Genomic DNA, 14,855 nt, shown 5'->3' with positions numbered 1-14,855 from the left:
GCGGCGGTGGGCCGGCCCGGTCTCCGGCGGGCGGCTCCCACCTCCCGGTCCCCACCGGCCGGGTGGCGCGCCGTTCGGAGCACCCGCCGGTATCTCGGCATCCACCCCGCGGGCGTCCACCCCGCGCCGTCAGATCCGCCCGCCGAGGCGAGGCCGCGCCGAGCGGGCCGAGCCCGCTGACCGACGTCCCCGGCGGCCACCCGACCCCACACGACAGGACTTCAGCGATGACCTCCTCCCAAGCCGTCCAGGACGCCCCGGCCCACGCCGTGACCGGATGGGACAACCCGCAGCCCGTCGCCCCGCGCGGCACGGTGATCCTGGTCGCCGGACGCGGCGAGCACCCCGGCGTCTACGAGCGGTTCGGCACCCGGATCGCGGCCGACGGGTACAAGGTCCGGGTGGTCGCCGACGCGACCAGCGACGAGGCCGCGACCCGGGCCCGGGTCGTAGAGCTGCTCGACGACCCGGACCTGCCCGGACCGCGGGTGCTCGCCGGTTCGGACGCCGGCGCCGCGTTCGTCGCGGCCCTGGTCGCGACCGGCACCGGCGCGCGCAACCAGGTCGACGGCGTCATCCTGGCCGGTCTGCCCACCGCCGGCGAGCCGGCGGACGGCGGCACCGGAGAGAGCGGCACCGGGGACAGCGGGCCGGCCCCGGCGGACTCCTGGGAGAACGAGCTGGCCGAGCGCACCGCCTGCCCCACCCACCAGTCCCGGCTGAGCAACGACCCGCTGGTGCGCCGCGGCGCGCTGCTGGACCCGGTGCCCGCGCGCTGGCTCGCCGCCGCCGACCTCGGCCTGGTGCGGGTGCCGGTGCTCGCCGTCCACGGTGCGGCCGACCTGGTCAGCCCGGTGCGGGCGGCCCGGGCGAGCGTCGCGAAGGCACCGTCCGCGGAGTTCGTGACCATCGCCGGCGGCCGGCACGACGCGCTGAACGACGCCACGCACCGCACCGCCGCGGCCGTCATCGTCCTGTTCCTCGAACGGCTCCGCGCCCTCCCGCAGGCCGCCGGTGGCCCGGCCGCCGGGCTCGCCAGCCCGGCCCCCACGCTGCCCCTGATCGCCGAGTGGACGAGCTGGGCCTGATGACGCGGACCGTCGAGCAGCCGACCGTCGAGCCACCGGCCCTCCCCCCGGTGGACGTCTCCGGCGACGCCCTGGCCGCGGTGACCGCCCAGCTCGCCGCCACCGCCGAGGAACACGACCGCTCGGCCGGGTTCCCCTGGGCGGGCATCCAGGCGGTGCACGACGCGGGACTGCTGCGCCTGGGCATCGCCCCGCGCTACGGCGGTGCCGAGCTGAACGCCGTCGACAGCGTCCGGGTCTTCGCGGCGCTGGGGCAGGGCGACCCGTCCGTCGCGCTCATCACCGCGATGACCGTGTTCCAGCACGTCCTGCAGAGCAGGGACCCGTGGTGGCCGGACGAGCTCTACCGCGAGGTCGTCCGCGACTCCCGCGAGCGGCCGGTGCTGGTCAACGCGATCCGCGCCGAGCACGAGCTGGGCGCGCCGGCCCGCGGTGGGCTGCCGGCCACGACGATCCGGCGGACGGCGTCCGGCTGGGTCCTCAACGGCCACAAGGCTTACGCGACGGGCTCGGAGGGGCTGGCCTACCATCTGGTGTGGGCGGCGACCGAGGACGCCGACCCGTTGCAGGGCCACGCGATCGTCCCCGGGGACTCTCCCGGGATCAGGGTCGAGCGCACCTGGGACCACCTCGGGCTGCGGGCCAGCAGCACCCACGACGCGATCTACACCGACGTGGAGATCCCCGCCGGGAACTTCCAGGGGACGCCGGCGTCGGAGCACCGGGGCGACGTCGCGATCGGCGGCGTCGCGCTGGGCGCGGCCGCCCTGTACCTCGGAGTGGCCCGGGCCGCCCGGGACTTCTTCGCCCGCTTCGCCCGGGAGCGCGTCCCGACCGCGCTGGGACGTCCGATCGCCACCACCGAACGCATCCAGACCGTCGCCGGGGAGATCGAGGCCCAGCTCCTGCTGGCCGAGGAGATCGCCTTCGGGCTGGCCCGCCGCATCGACGCCGGTGAGTCGATCCCGCCGCAGCGCCTGGTGCTCGCGAAGCCGCTGATCGTGCGGGCCGCCGTCACGGCGGTGCAGACGGCCGTCGCCGCGATCGGCAACCCGGCGCTGACCAGACACAATCCCCTCGAACGCCATCTGCGGGACGTGCTGTGCGCCCGGGTCCACCCGCCGCAGGAGGACACCGCGCTGCTGGTGGCCGGCCGCCGCGCGCTCGGCCTCTGAGCGCTCGACTGTCCAGACGACTTACGGAGACCGCATGACCGCCAGATATGTGATCATCGGGGCGGGCGCCGTCGGGGGGACCGTCGCCGCCCAGCTGCACGACGCCGGGGTCGACGTCGTCCTCGTCGCCCGGGGGGCGAACCTGGCGGCGCTGCGCGCCGACGGCCTGCGCTACCTGCGGCCCGAGACCGACCGCCCCGACTGGGACCGGCGCCTGCCCCTGCCCGTGGCCGGCGGTCCCGACGAGGTCGAGCTGCGCCCCGGCGACGTGCTGGTGCTCGCCGCCAAGTCCCAGGACACCGAGGCGCTCGTCGCCCAGTGGGCGTGGCGGCCGGTGCGCCCGGACGGCACCGCCGCCGAGCGGCTGCCCGTCCTGCTGCTGCAGAACGGGGTGGAGAACGCCCGGGCCGCGCTGCGCCGGTTCGACACCGTCATCGACGCGGTCGTGATCATCCCGTCGTCCCACTCGACCCCCGGCACGGTGGCCTCGCCGGGCGCCCCGCTGGCCGGCGCCTTCTACCTGGGACGCGCCCCGCGGGGTGACAGCGCGGCGGCCGAGCGGATCGCCGCCGACCTGCGGCGCGCGCGGTTCGCGGTGAAGGTCGTCCCGGACATCGAGCGGTGGAAGGTCGGCAAGCTGCTCGGGAACCTCGCCTACAACCTCGACGCGGTCTACCCGCCCAGCGCGGCCCGCGACCGGCTCGGCGCGGCGCTGGTCGCCGAGGCCCGCGCGGTGCTGGCCGCCGCCGGGGTCGAGGTGACCGACATGCTCAGCGGCGACACCGGGCTCGACCTGTCCGGCCTGGTCCTGCACGACATCCCCGGCCATCCCCGGCAGGGCAGCTCGACGTGGCAGAGCCTGGCCCGCGGCGCCACGGTCGAGTCGGACTTCCTCAACGGTGAGATCGCGCTGCTGGCCCGCCTGCACGGGACGTCCGCGCCGCTGAACGCGGGGGTGCAGCGGCGCATCGCGCTCGCCGCCCTGGGCGGGGCGAACCCCGGCGGCCTGGGCGAGGACGACCTCACCGCCCTGCTCGCGTCCGCGGCACCCGCCGACGGCGGCGCTCCCGACGGCGACAGCCGCGACGGGCTCGGCGAGGTGCTCGTCGACGCCAAGCGGCTGCACGACCTGGTGGCGGCGGGGCCCGCGCCGGTGCTGCTCGACGTCCGCTGGGCGCTCGGCGACCCGCACGGGCGGGAGCACTACCTGGCCGGTCACCTCCCGGGCGCCGTCTACGTCGACCTGGACACCGAACTGGCCGCCGCGCCGGGCGGGACCGCGGGACGCCACCCGCTGCCCGCCGTCGAGGATCTGCAGCGGGCGGCCCGACGCTGGGGGGTGGCGGCCGGCCGGCCCGTCGTCGTGTACGACGACAACGGCGGGCTGTCCGCCGCGCGGGCCTGGTGGCTGCTGCGCTGGGCGGGTGTCGCGGACGTCCGCATCCTCGACGGCGCGCTCGGCGCCTGGCGTGAGGCCGGGTTCCCGCTCGCCACCGGCGACGTCGTCCCCACCCCGGGGGACGTGGTGCTCGAGGCCGGCCACCTGCCGACCCTCGACGCGGACGACGCGGCCCGGACCGCCCGTGACGGCGTGCTGCTCGACGCCCGTGCCGGGGAGCGCTTCCGCGGCGAGGTGGAACCGGTCGACCCACGGGCGGGCCACATCCCCGGGGCGGTCAGCGCGCCCACCGGTGACAACCTGGACGAGCACGGCCACTTCCTCAGCCCGGACCGGCTGCGGGAACGTTTCGCCGCCCTCGGGACGTCCGCCGGTGGGACCTCCGACGGTGAGACGTCCGCCGGTGACCGGCCCGTCGGCGTGTACTGCGGCTCCGGGGTGACCGCCGCGCACGAGATCGCGGCCCTGGCCACCGTCGGGATCGAGGCCGCGCTCTACCCGGGCTCGTGGTCGGCCTGGTCGTCCGACCCGCAGCGCCCCGCCGCCACCGGGTCATGACAGGCACGGCGGGCACGGCGGGCACGGCCGCGGGGGCCGCGTTCGCCGCGGCGCTGCCGGCCGGGCGGTGGAGCCGGGACGACGCGGTCGTCGACGCCCACCGGCTCGACCGCTCCGGGTGGCGCCCGCCGGGACGTCCGCTCGGCGTGGCGTTCGCCGACGGCGTCGACGACGTGCGGGCCGTCCTGCGCACGGCGCTCGCGGCGGGCACCCCGGTGACGGTCCGCGGCGCCGGGACGGGGCTGGCCGGCGGCGCGGCCGCCCCGGACGGCGCGGTGATCCTCGACGTCAGCGGCATGAACCGGATCCGTGAGCTGTCGGTGCCCGACGCCGTCGCCGTCGTCGAGCCCGGAGTGATCACCGACGACCTGGACCGGGCCGCCCGGGAGGTCGGACTGAGCTACTCCCCCGACCCGGCCAGCTCGGCGATCTCCACCATCGGCGGGAACATCGCGACCAACGCCGGCGGCCTGCGGTGCGCCAAGTACGGCGTGACCCGGGAGTCCGTGCTCGGCCTGGACGTGGTCCTCGCCGACGGCGAGCTGGTCAGCACCGGGCGGCGCACCGTGAAGGGCGTCGCCGGCTACGACCTGACCGGGCTGTTCGTCGGCTCCGAGGGCACCCTCGGCGTCGTCGTCGGCGCGACCCTGCGGCTGCGGCCGGCGCCGCGGCGCACGGTCACCCTCGCCGCGTTCTTCGACTCCTTCGGCGCCGCGGTGGACGCGGTCACCGCGATCATGGCCACCGGGATCGTGGTGGCCATGGCGGAGCTGCTCGACGGGCCGACCGTGCGGGCCGTGGACGCGGCGACCGGCGGCGGTCTCGCCGCCGCCGGTCAGGCCCTGCTGCTGGTCCAGACCGACGGCGCCGGAGCCGACGACGAGGCCGACGCCGTCGAGGCGGTGCTGCGCGGCCGGGCCCGCGCCGTGCGCCGCGCGGCGGACCCGGCTGCCGCGGCCGAACTGCTCGCGGCCCGCCGGGCGGCGCTGCCCGCCCTCGAACGGATCGGCCGGGTACTGATCGAGGACATCGCCGTGCCCCGCTCCCAGCTGGCACGGGCGGCGGCCCGGATCACCGAGATCAGCGCCGCCACCGGAGTCCGGATCTTCACCATCGCCCACGCGGCCGACGGAAACCTGCACCCGATCATCGTCGTGGACGGCTCAGACGGCACCGGCTCGGACGGGGCCGCCGACGAGATTCCCGCCGACGCCTGGAAGGCCGCCGATCTCCTCTTCCAGACCGCGCTGGACCTGGGCGGCACCGTCACCGGCGAGCACGGGATCGGGGCGCTCAAGCGCCGTTGGCTCGGCGCGGAGCTGGGGACCGCGAACCACTCCCTCCAACAGCGTCTGCGGCGCCTGTTCGACCCGACCGGGATCCTGTCCCCGGACCGCGGCCTGTGACGGGGTCGCTCGTGGACCCGGGCCCCCACCCGGGTTCGCGGCAGGAAAGTCTCAGACCGCGTGAACCGGCTGTCCCGGGACCGGAGCGAGACCGAGATGGTCGCGCAGCGTCGTCCCCGTGTAGTCGGCTCGGAACACGCCGCGTTCCTGGAGCAGCGGGACGACCGTGTCCGCGAACTCGTCCAGGCCGGCGGGGGTGATGTGCGGGACGAGGATGAAACCGTCCGCCGCGCGGGCCTGCACGAACCGGTTGATCGTCTCCGCGACGGTCGCCGGGCTGCCGACGAACGCCTGCCGCCCGCTGACCTCGATGACCAGCTCGCGGGTGCTCAGCCCGCCGGCCTCGGCGATCTCGCGCCAGCGGCGGGCGGTGGCCAGCCGGTCCTCGTACATCCGCACGCTCGCCCGGCCCTGGGCGACCGTGTTCTCCCCGGGCACCGGGTCGACCTCGGGCAACGGCCCCTCCGGATCGTGGTCGCCGAGGTCGCGGTTCCACACCTGTTCGAGGAACTGGATCGCGGTCGCGCCGCTGACCTGCTGGCGGCGGACCTCCTCGGCCCGCTCCCGCGCCTGCTCGTCGGTGTCACCGAGGACGAACGTCGCCGCCGGCAGGACCAGGAGATCCTCGGGCGCGCGGCCGTAGCGGGCCAGGCGGCGCTTGACGTCCGCGTGGAACGCCTGACCGGCGTCGAACGTGCTGTGCCGGCTGAAGATCGCGTCGGCGGAGCGGGCGGCGAACTCCCGGCCCGCGTCGGAGTCACCCGCCTGGAAGATCACCGGCCGGCCCTGCGGGCTGCGCGGCACCGTGAACTGCCCGCTGATGTCGAAGTGGGCGTCGTGATGCTCGAACGCCCCCGCCTTGGGCTCGGCCAGGAAGACGCCGGACTCCTTGTCCGCGACGATCTCGTCGCCCCGCCAGGAGTCGAACAGCTCGCCGGCCGTCCGCAGAAACAGCTCGGCGCGCTCGTAACGCTGCTCCTCGGCCAGGAAACCACCGCGGCGGAAGTTCTCCCCGGTGAACGCGTCCCAGGAGGTGACGACGTTCCAGGCGGCGCGCCCGTCGGAGAGATGGTCCAGGCTGGCGAACTGGCGGGCCACCTCGTACGGCTCGTTGAACGTCGAGTTGATCGTCCCGGCCAGGCCGAGACGGTCGGTCACCGCCGCCAGCGCCGCCAGCACGGTGAACGTGTCGGGACGTCCGACGACGTCCAGGTCGTGGAGGCGCCCGCGCTGCTCCCGCAGCCGCAGACCCTCCGCCAGGAACAGGAAGTCGAACTTCGCGCGCTCCGCCGTCCGGGCGAAGTGGACGAACGACTCGAACTCGATGTGGCTGCCCGAACGCGGATCGCTCCACACGGTCGTGTTGTTCACGCCCGGGAAGTGCGCGGCGAGGTGGATCTGCCTGGTCGGGCTGCTCATCCGGTTCTCCCCGGTAAGGACGGACGCGTCAGGTCGTGGCGGGCTCAGGTGGCGGCGGGCTCGGGCCGTGCGGCGGCGTAGCGGTTGGCCGGCCGGGGGAACCCGAGCAGCCCGCGCAGCGTGCCCGCGTCGTACCCGGGCGGCACGAGGCCACGGCGGCGCAGCTCCGGCACCAGCCCGCGGGTGATCGCGGTCAGATCGGTGGGAATCCCCGCCGGGCGCAGCTGGAAGCCGTCGATGCCCACCCCGGCCCACTCCTGCAGGACGTCGGCGAGGCCGGCCGGTGTGCCGGTGAAGACGGCCGCGTCCGAGCGGAACTCACGGCCGGCGAGCTCGTCCAGGCGGCCCTTGCGCGCGGCGGCCCGGCCCTCGGCGACCGGTCCCTCGGCGTCGTCGAGGAACACCACCAGGTCGGCGAACACCCGCAGCGACTCCGCGGGCCGCCCGGCCGCCGCCAGCTCGGCCCGCAGATCGCGCAGGATCCGCGCGGCGTCGGCGGCGTCGCGCGGTGTCACATGGACGAGGTCCACCGAGCCCGCGGCGAAACGGTACGGACCGGCCGCGTGCGCGAGCGCGGTGACCAGCGGCTGCCCCTGTGGTGGACGCGGCACGATCGACGGCCCCCGCACGCTGAACCACCGGCCCGCGAAGTCGATGTGGTGCAGCTTGTCCCGGTCGATGAACCGGCCCGTGGCCACGTCGCGGATCTCGGCGTCGTCCTCCCAGCTGTCCCACAGCCGGCGCATGACCTCGACGTAGTCCGCGGCCTCGTCGAACAGGTCCGCGGGCCGCGCCGATGCCAGGTCGCGGCGGCCGAAGTGGGCGGCCTCGTCCCGCCCCGCGCGGACGCGCACCCGCACCCCGGCCCGCCCGGAACTGACATGGTCGAGAGTCGCGACGGCCTTCGCCACGTGGAACGGCTCGGTGTGCGTCACGACCACCGTCGGGACGACGCCGATGCCCCGCGTGCGCGGCGCGGCGCGGGCCGCCACCAGGACCGCGTCGAGCCGGCCGCGGACCTCGTCGACCCGGCCGTCCGGGCCGTCGTACCGGGACGACTGCAGCGCCAGCGTGTCCTCGATCGTCACGAAGTCGAGCCGGCCGCGCTCGGCCTCCTGGACGAGCTCCGTCCAGTACCGGCCGGAGAACAGCTCGCGGGGCCGGGCATCCGGCTCCCGCCACGCGGCGGGATGCCAGCCGCAGCCGTCGAGCGCGACGGCGAGCCGCAGCTCGCCAGGGGCGGTTGGACCGGTCATCGTCGTCAGCCCGCTCAGCTCGACCGGGACCAGGCCTCGGCGAGCAGCTCGTAGGAGCGCACGCGGTCGGCATGATCGTGGGTGATCGTGGTGATCAGCAACTCGTCGGCGCCGGTGACATCCCGCAGGACCCGCAGCCCCCGCACGACCGTCTCGGGCGAACCGACGAACTGGGTGTCGACCCGGTCGGCGACCAGCACCCGCTCGGCGTCGCTCAGCCCGCGCTCCGCCACCTCCGCCGGGCTCGGATACGGGATGGCGCCGCCGCCCGCCCGAATGCTGGCCACCCACGGACCGTAGCCGCTGGCGAGCCGGCGGGCGGTCTCGTCGTCCGGCCCGACGACCACGTCGGCGGAGACCATCACCCGCGGCTCACTCAGCACCCCGGGCCGGAACGCCGCCCGGTACGCCGCGATCGTGTCGAGCACCGTGGAGGGGACGATGTGGTAGTTCGCCCCGAGCGGCAGGCCGAGCTCCGCGGCCGTGAGCGCGCTCCCGCCCGCGGTCGCCGCCAGGACCCAGATCTCCAGATCGGCGCCCTCCGCGGCCGGCGCCGAGAGCGGTGTGCCGTCAGGTGCCCGGTAGGTACCACCGACGAACGCCTGGATGTCCCGGACCAGCGCGGTGTAGTCCTCCTCCGGGCCGTTCCGGAAACCGACCAGCCGCAGCTGCCGACTGAGGCGCTCCACGTCGAAGGCGAGCGCCGGCGGCTCGGGCAGAAGCAGGCCGTCGACCACCCGCGCCGCTGGCCGAGACGGCTGCCGCTCGGCGCCGTTCGGCGGTGGTGCCGCGCCGTTCGGCGTGGGCTTCGCGGCCCGGTCGACCAGGCGGCCCACGCTGGAGCGGCCAAGGCCCAGGTCGACCCGCCCAGGATGAAGATGGGCGATCGTGCCGAACTGTTCGGCGACGACCACCGCCGTGTCATGCCCCGTCTGGACCGCCCCGGAGCCGACCCTGATCCGCTCCGTCGCCGCCGCCACCAGGGCGATCAGGACAGCGGGCGCGGCGGAGACGACCCCCGGGGTCAGGTGATGCTCGGCGAGCCAGTAGCGGGCGTAGCCGAACCGTTCGGCCTGCCGGGCCAGATCGAGCGTGTTGCGCAGCGCGTCGGCCGCCGAGGATCCCGAGGTGAGGGGTGTCAGGTCGAGCACTGACAGCGGGATCGAGCCTGCTGGAGGCATGAGAGCCACCGCCCTTCCGTCGCCCTTCGATCACCATTCGATCACCATTCGATCGCCGTCAGTAACCCCACTTTGTTCAGTCAATTAGTGAACATATGACCGTGGTCGCACGCTGTCCAGTCCTCGGACCGCCCGGTCGGCGACGCCCCACCTGAGCAGGCCGCTCGGGCAGTGCCCCTCGGGCGGCACCGTGGCCAGCGCTCCCACGACCGATGCGCCGACGCCGACGCCAGCGCCAGCCTGCGCCCGAACAAAGCCATCGAACGTCCCATGGCCCGCCGACCAGACCGCAAATTCCACTATTCCGAACAGCTCGAAATTCTGGATTCAACCGGCGGATATGGACGCCACACGCACCTTGATACCAGCCCACATAATTAGTCCTCGGCTTTGCCGGGAGACGTTCCTGCGGTAGCGTCACGGGCGCCGCCTAGCGGGAAATAAAAATCCCGACCGAAAGGAGTCTTCCGAACCATGGAGCAGCAGCAGGCACAGCAGGTGGAGCAGCAGCTTCGGCAGAACTGGCGCCAGATCCGCTACCGCATCCTGGACCAGTTCGGTCAGGTGAGCACCGCCGACCTGGACGCCTCGACCAGCGTCAACGACCTCGTTGCGCGGATCGCGGACAAGACGAACCACAGCGAGCGGTACGTCGAGAACCGTATCCAGGAGCTCGTCGGCGCCGGTTCGGCCCTGAGCGGCGCCTCGCGCGACCGACTCGGCTCCAACCAGTACAGCCAGTACAGCCAGTTCAACCAGGGCGGCCAGCAGCAGGGCCAGCCGTTCGGGGCGCAGCAGTGACCCGATGAGGCCTCACCGGACGACGTCGCCTGCCCGGTAGGGCCGGAAACGCCGTCCGGCGCAGCCGGGTTCCGGTCGCTCTGGAGCAGTCGCTCAGACGGCGGCGGCGAGGAGCGACCGGAAATCCAGCAGCTCGTCGATCAGATCGGTCACCACCGGATCCCGCGGAAGCCGATTCAGTTCGACCAGCATCGCATCTGTTTCTTCTATGGTCGGCAGGCCATCCACGGCCGCGACCATCGTGACAATTTTAGTCATATATTGTCCAACGTCGTCCCGATGAGTTCGTTCCAGAGTGGTACAGGGCGCTATAGAAAATACCTCCGCCACGCATCAGGCGAAACTTGCCACGATTGGCAGGCCCCACGCACCCACGTAACGTGCACGATCTTCGACAGAAAGACGCAACGGTTCCGCTCGGTGAGCGCCTCCGGGCCCAGCCAGCCGGACTCAGCTGGCCGGACGCAGTTCCAGCGTGCAGCATTTCGCGCCGCCGCCACCCCGCCGGATCTCATCCGTGGCCACGCCGATCGGGATGAATCCATGGTCACGCAGCATGCTCGCGAACCCGGTGGCGTCGGCCGAGATCACCACATGCAGCCCGTCACTGACCGCATTCAGCGCGAACGCGACCGCCTCTCGCTCGGTAACCGTGAGTGCTCCCGGAAACACCTCCCGAAGGACCGCGTTGCTGCACGCGCTGAATGCAGCCGGATAATACGCGATAAGATCCTCGGTGAGGACGCAGAGCGCGGTGTCGAGATGATAGAAGCGAGGGTCGACCAGTTCCAGGGTCAGGACCCTGCGGCCAAGGATGCCCGCCACCTCGGCATGCGCGCGTTTCTCGGTACGGAAACCCGTCCCGGCCAGGACGACGCCACCGACCGCCAGGAAGTCCCCCTCCCCCTCGTTGACGTAAGACGGAGCGTGCGCCCGCATTCCAGCGCCGCGGAACCAGTCGAGATAGTGGTCCGCCTCGGCCCGCCGCTGCGGGTACCGGAAACGCGCCCCGACCGCGACACCGTCGACGACCAGGCCGCCGTTGGCCGCGTAGACCATGTCCGGCAGCCCGGGTACCGGCTCGACCAGCTCGACCTGGTGGCCCAGCTCCAGGTACACGGTCCGTAGTGCCTCCCACTGGGCCTTCACCCGAGCGAGGTCCGTCGGCACCTCCGGCCGCATCCACGGGTTGATGGCATAGGTGACGTCGAAGTACTCCGGTGGGCACATAAGGTACGTGCGGGCGGAGGCTCGACGCGAGACAGTCGAATCGCCCGGGGCAGCGTCCACGTCCAACAGGATGCCAGCCCTCGGCCACGGACTCACGGAATAGCGGGAACGTCGGACGGGCACGGATCGTCGATCTGGCAGGGCTTCGTCCGCATCATGCGTATACCCTCCCGGGTCGGACCCGGCATCCTCCCCGGTCCACTGCCAACGAACGTCGTCTAGCGAACGGGGGCTGCCGATGCCGCACTTCGACCTCGGGGTCGAGACCAAGCTGTTCTTCACCGACGATCCCGCCCAGGACGGAAGCGCGCTCCTCGGCGAGAACCCAGGCCCACTGAGCCTGAACGGAACGAAAGCACCCAGCGCACCCCCACCGCTGGTGCTCATCCACGGCTGGTGTTGCGACTCGCACGACTGGAACTTCCAGATCCCGGCTTTCCTCCGACGCCACCGGGTGATCGCCGTCGATCTACGCGGCCACGGTCGATCCACCGGTTCGAAGGGGCTACGACCGCGGATCCTCGCGACCGACGTCGCGGCTCTGCTCCGCGAGCGGGGGGTGACCGCGGACAGCGGCGGGGTGATCGCCATCGGACACTCGCTGGGAGCGATGGTGGCCAGTGCGCTGGCCGTGGAACATCCCGATCTCGTCCGCGCCGTCGTCGCGGTGGAGCCCGCCTACGGTCTACCCGAGGCCGACGTCGAGAGATCCGCGCGGTCGCTGGCGAACCTTGGCGAGCCCGGCGGGATGGACCGTCTGCTGAGGTATCTCGCGGCGCTGGCGGGCCCCGACGCCCCCGAGAGCCTGACGACCTGGCACCGTCGACGCGCGCTGGGTGTACCCGTCGACGTGGCCCAGGCGGCCTTCGCCGGCATGTGGCTGGACGTCGACCAGTTCGGCCGCCGAGAGCAGAGCAACGACTACCTGGCCAAACGCACCTGCCCCGTGCTGTCCGTGTACGCGGAACGGCGTGCCGACCAGGCCGAGTGGGAACGCGGACTGGCCACGGGCCCGTCCGACGAGGTTCATGTGCTGCCGGGTGGGCACTGGTTGCACCAGAAGCACCCCGAGGTGTTCAACTCGCTTGTCCTCGACTGGCTGACCCGCCTCTCCTCGAGGGCGGGCACCCCCTGAGCGGACGGCGACGACTCAGGACAGTAGGGCCGGATGCCTCCCGGCTCCGCATTCCTCGTCCCGACCCGGGGCACGGTGTTAGCTTCCTGTGACGTGCAGCCTGTAACGGCCGACGCGACGTCGGCAAGCGATCCGGCCTTAACTCGGCAGCCATGCCTCTACCAGGCCCGAGCGTGGTGGGGCGGCACCCTGGTGGCGGAGTCGACAGCCGCCGTCCGGGTGCAGGAGCCGGGGCAGGTCCCAGTTCTTTACTTCCCACGCTCCGATATCCGGTTCGACTCCTTCGGAGACGAAGGCCGCACGGTGTCGTGCCCGGTGAAGGGCACCGCGCGCCTGTGGTCCCTTGAGGGGAAGATCGACACCGGCTCCGTCGACTGGCACGACCCCGCCAGCACCACGACGGTCGACGGCCGAGACGCGCTGTGGGTCTTCACCCAGCCGACCTCCGGTCTGGAGTGGCTGACCGACCTCGCCGCCTTCGACCACGACCGGGTCAGGGTGGAGATCGTCGACGAGGTCCCCGGCGAGCAGCCCCGCGACAGCACGATCAAGCGCTTCCCCACCTGGGGCGACGCCACCGATCTCATCGACATCATGAATGTCCGCCAGGCCGGCGACCGCAGATACGTCAGCGTGGCCCTCGCGGATCCCCGGCGACCCGTGGTCGAGGGCAGTCAGATGCTCGGGCAGGCCGTGGTGGCCGGCGGTCGCCACGCGCCCGGGCGGCGGGTCGTCTCGGCGCACATGGTGTTCTACCGGGCGGCCGACGCTCGCGAACCACTCGAGTTCGAGGTGGACGAACTCAGTTCCGGTCGGAGCTTCACGACACTGGCAGTGCATGTCTCCCAGCGCGGAAAGCGGCGTGCCAGCGGCACTCTGCTGCTCGACGTCACCGCACCGGACGTCGTCCGCCACGCCGCGGACCCGCCGCCGTGCGCAGGGCCATACGACAGCGAACCCTACGACATGTCGGTGACGGGGCGCGATATCCGCATGGTCGACGCGGCGTACACCGACGACTCGGCCGCGCCAGTGGGGCCTCCGGTCATCGACACGTGGGTTCGGTTTCGCGCGGTGCCGGACGATCCGTACCTACAGGCCGGGCTACTTGCCCAGTTCACCGGGCACATCTCCATCGCCGCCGCCCTGCGCCCGCACGAGGGGGTCGGCCAGAACCAGGCCCATCGCACCCTTTCGATGGGGATCAACGCGATTGCCATCTCCTTCCACTCCGAGGTCCGGGCCGACCACTGGATGCGCTACCACCATCTGTCGACCTTCGCCGGCGATGGGATGACCCATTCCGAATGCCGGGTCTACGACGAGGCCGATACCCTGATCTCGTCGTTCACGGTCGATGCCATGTTGCGTGGCTTCCGGAATGACGGGCGCGCGGTCGACGGCAGGACCGCGCTGTGAGTCTCACTACAGGACGAGGCCCCCTGTCCGCGCGGCCGGCCGGCCGATTCAGCGTCCCGCTCCCGACACCGCTCGGCTACGTTGAGCCTTTCCAACGTCGGGTACGTGGCCGGTCCGGCGGCCAGACCGTGGTCGACAGCGAGCGAGTGCTGCTGGTTCACGCCCCGGGACAACCTCCGACCTATGCGTTCCCCGCCGAGGACGTCCAGGCGACCGTGGCGTCCGAACCAGAGCCCGCCGTCGCGGGACACCTACGGGTCCCGTGGGAGGCAGTCGACGAATGGTGGGAGGAGGAAGAACGGATGCTCGGCCATCCGCGCAATCCCTACCATCGGATCGACTGCCTCCGCTCGACTCGGCACCTGCGCGTCGAGGTCGGCGACGTGGTGCTCGTCGACACCTCGGACACCGTCGCCCTGTACGAGTCAGCGCTCGCGCCGCGGCTCTACGTTCGCCGCGAGCAGGTCGACATGGGGCTTCTCCACCCGAGCGCGACGAAGACCTACTGCCCCTACAAGGGGGCCGCGTCCTACTGGTCGGCGATCGTCGGGGACGTCGTCGTGGAGGACATCGCCTGGTCCTACGAGGATCCCCTCCCCGAAAGTGTCCCGATCTCCGGCCTGTTGAGTTTTGACGGGTCCCGCGCGACGGTGGAGCACGACCTGCCCGCGCCGACCCGTGTCCTCGAGGACCTCGAGGACCTCGAACCGCGGCTGGACGGACCCACCTGCGATAGCGGGGGACAGTGCTGACCGGGTGAGCCGTTCCCGGCAGCCGGGGTCCACCGC

The 14,855-nt window shown here is 72.8% G+C and carries 13 protein-coding genes; 8 read left to right on the top strand and 5 right to left on the bottom strand.

The genetic code is table 11. The annotated features are described in order from the left end of the window. The first annotated feature begins 227 nt into the window (after positions 1–227). Genes B056_RS0118010 through B056_RS0117995 form a run of 4 tightly spaced genes read left to right on the top strand, consistent with a single transcriptional unit; the run spans position 228 to position 5,626 of the window. Positions 228–1,088, top strand: a complete 861-nt coding sequence (locus tag B056_RS0118010) for an alpha/beta fold hydrolase domain-containing protein (protein ID WP_018503262.1) — start codon at positions 228–230, stop codon at positions 1,086–1,088. Beyond that, a complete protein-coding gene (locus B056_RS0118005; RefSeq protein WP_035751913.1) occupies positions 1,088–2,263 on the top strand; it encodes an acyl-CoA dehydrogenase family protein in 1,176 nt (391 codons plus the stop codon). The genes B056_RS0118010 and B056_RS0118005 overlap by 1 nt, the downstream gene beginning before the upstream one ends. Before the next feature lie 34 nt (positions 2,264–2,297). Beyond that, a complete protein-coding gene (locus B056_RS0118000; protein ID WP_026239827.1) occupies positions 2,298–4,220 on the top strand; it encodes a rhodanese-like domain-containing protein in 1,923 nt (640 codons plus the stop codon). Beyond that, positions 4,217–5,626 (top strand): FAD-binding oxidoreductase, encoded by a 1,410-nt coding sequence (locus B056_RS0117995; protein ID WP_026239826.1) that lies wholly within the window; start codon positions 4,217–4,219, stop codon positions 5,624–5,626. The genes B056_RS0118000 and B056_RS0117995 overlap by 4 nt, the downstream gene beginning before the upstream one ends. A gap of 51 nt (positions 5,627–5,677) precedes the next feature. Here B056_RS0117995 and B056_RS0117990 read toward each other — a convergent pair whose 3' ends face one another. The 3 genes from B056_RS0117990 to B056_RS0117980 are packed head-to-tail and all read right to left on the bottom strand — an operon-like array spanning position 5,678 to position 9,482. Then, positions 5,678–7,045, bottom strand: coding sequence for an NtaA/DmoA family FMN-dependent monooxygenase (locus tag B056_RS0117990; protein WP_018503258.1), 1,368 nt, complete (start codon positions 7,043–7,045; stop codon positions 5,678–5,680). Positions 7,046–7,089: 44 nt separating this feature from the next. Next, complete coding sequence (locus tag B056_RS0117985) at positions 7,090–8,301, bottom strand: LLM class flavin-dependent oxidoreductase (protein ID WP_018503257.1); 1,212 nt, start codon at positions 8,299–8,301, stop codon at positions 7,090–7,092. Positions 8,302–8,315: 14 nt separating this feature from the next. Further along, positions 8,316–9,482 carry an LLM class flavin-dependent oxidoreductase gene (locus B056_RS0117980; protein WP_018503256.1) on the bottom strand — a complete coding sequence of 389 codons (1,167 nt, stop codon included), beginning with the start codon at positions 9,480–9,482 and terminating at the stop codon, positions 8,316–8,318. A 474-nt stretch (positions 9,483–9,956) separates the two neighbouring features. Between B056_RS0117980 and B056_RS0117975 the strand changes: the two genes are divergently transcribed. Further along, a complete protein-coding gene (locus B056_RS0117975) occupies positions 9,957–10,283 on the top strand; it encodes a hypothetical protein (protein WP_018503255.1) in 327 nt (108 codons plus the stop codon). A gap of 93 nt (positions 10,284–10,376) precedes the next feature. On the opposite strand, the gene B056_RS43650 is transcribed toward B056_RS0117975, so the two are convergent. Both B056_RS43650 and ddaH read right to left on the bottom strand, forming a co-directional pair. Further along, positions 10,377–10,523, bottom strand: coding sequence for a hypothetical protein (locus tag B056_RS43650; RefSeq protein WP_165938603.1), 147 nt, complete (start codon positions 10,521–10,523; stop codon positions 10,377–10,379). Positions 10,524–10,733: 210 nt separating this feature from the next. Next, positions 10,734–11,513: a dimethylargininase gene (gene ddaH / locus B056_RS0117965; RefSeq protein WP_018503253.1), complete on the bottom strand. Its 780-nt coding sequence runs from the start codon at positions 11,511–11,513 to the stop codon at positions 10,734–10,736. Positions 11,514–11,751: 238 nt separating this feature from the next. Here ddaH and B056_RS37025 point away from each other — a divergent pair, with 238 nt between their 5' ends. The 3 genes from B056_RS37025 to B056_RS0117950 all read left to right on the top strand — a co-directional run bounded on the left by B056_RS37025 (position 11,752) and on the right by B056_RS0117950 (position 14,819). Further along, on the top strand, positions 11,752–12,648 hold the full coding sequence (locus B056_RS37025) for an alpha/beta fold hydrolase (RefSeq protein WP_018503252.1): 897 nt from the start codon (positions 11,752–11,754) through the stop codon (positions 12,646–12,648). A gap of 93 nt (positions 12,649–12,741) precedes the next feature. Beyond that, on the top strand, positions 12,742–14,067 hold the full coding sequence (locus B056_RS0117955; protein WP_076784718.1) for a DUF427 domain-containing protein: 1,326 nt from the start codon (positions 12,742–12,744) through the stop codon (positions 14,065–14,067). After that, entirely contained in the window at positions 14,064–14,819 is a 756-nt protein-coding gene (locus B056_RS0117950; protein ID WP_026239824.1) for a DUF427 domain-containing protein, read from the top strand. Before B056_RS0117955 ends, B056_RS0117950 begins: the two co-directional genes overlap by 4 nt. The last annotated feature ends 36 nt before the right edge of the window (positions 14,820–14,855 follow it).

This window comes from Parafrankia discariae (assembly GCF_000373365.1).
In the GTDB taxonomy this organism is placed as follows: domain Bacteria; phylum Actinomycetota; class Actinomycetes; order Frankiales; family Frankiaceae; genus Parafrankia; species Parafrankia discariae.
Note: the sequence above shows the minus strand (reverse complement) of the source record. Positions and strands in the feature narration are given on the sequence as shown.

What these genes read in the sequence shown, in the direction of transcription:
- B056_RS0118000 (WP_026239827.1), top strand. Translation starts at nt 2,298, where the DNA reads ATGACCGCCAGATATGTGATCATCGGGGCGGGCGCCGTCGGGGGGACC.
- B056_RS0117995 (WP_026239826.1), top strand. Translation starts at nt 4,217, where the DNA reads ATGACAGGCACGGCGGGCACGGCGGGCACGGCCGCGGGGGCCGCGTTC.
- B056_RS0117980 (WP_018503256.1), bottom strand. Translation starts at nt 9,482, where the DNA reads ATGCCTCCAGCAGGCTCGATCCCGCTGTCAGTGCTCGACCTGACACCC.
- B056_RS0117990 (WP_018503258.1), bottom strand. Translation starts at nt 7,045, where the DNA reads ATGAGCAGCCCGACCAGGCAGATCCACCTCGCCGCGCACTTCCCGGGC.
- B056_RS37025 (WP_018503252.1), top strand. Translation starts at nt 11,752, where the DNA reads ATGCCGCACTTCGACCTCGGGGTCGAGACCAAGCTGTTCTTCACCGAC.
- B056_RS43650 (WP_165938603.1), bottom strand. Translation starts at nt 10,523, where the DNA reads ATGGTCGCGGCCGTGGATGGCCTGCCGACCATAGAAGAAACAGATGCG.
- B056_RS0118005 (WP_035751913.1), top strand. Translation starts at nt 1,088, where the DNA reads ATGACGCGGACCGTCGAGCAGCCGACCGTCGAGCCACCGGCCCTCCCC.
- B056_RS0118010 (WP_018503262.1), top strand. Translation starts at nt 228, where the DNA reads ATGACCTCCTCCCAAGCCGTCCAGGACGCCCCGGCCCACGCCGTGACC.
- B056_RS0117985 (WP_018503257.1), bottom strand. Translation starts at nt 8,301, where the DNA reads ATGACCGGTCCAACCGCCCCTGGCGAGCTGCGGCTCGCCGTCGCGCTC.
- B056_RS0117975 (WP_018503255.1), top strand. Translation starts at nt 9,957, where the DNA reads ATGGAGCAGCAGCAGGCACAGCAGGTGGAGCAGCAGCTTCGGCAGAAC.
- ddaH (WP_018503253.1), bottom strand. Translation starts at nt 11,513, where the DNA reads ATGTGCCCACCGGAGTACTTCGACGTCACCTATGCCATCAACCCGTGG.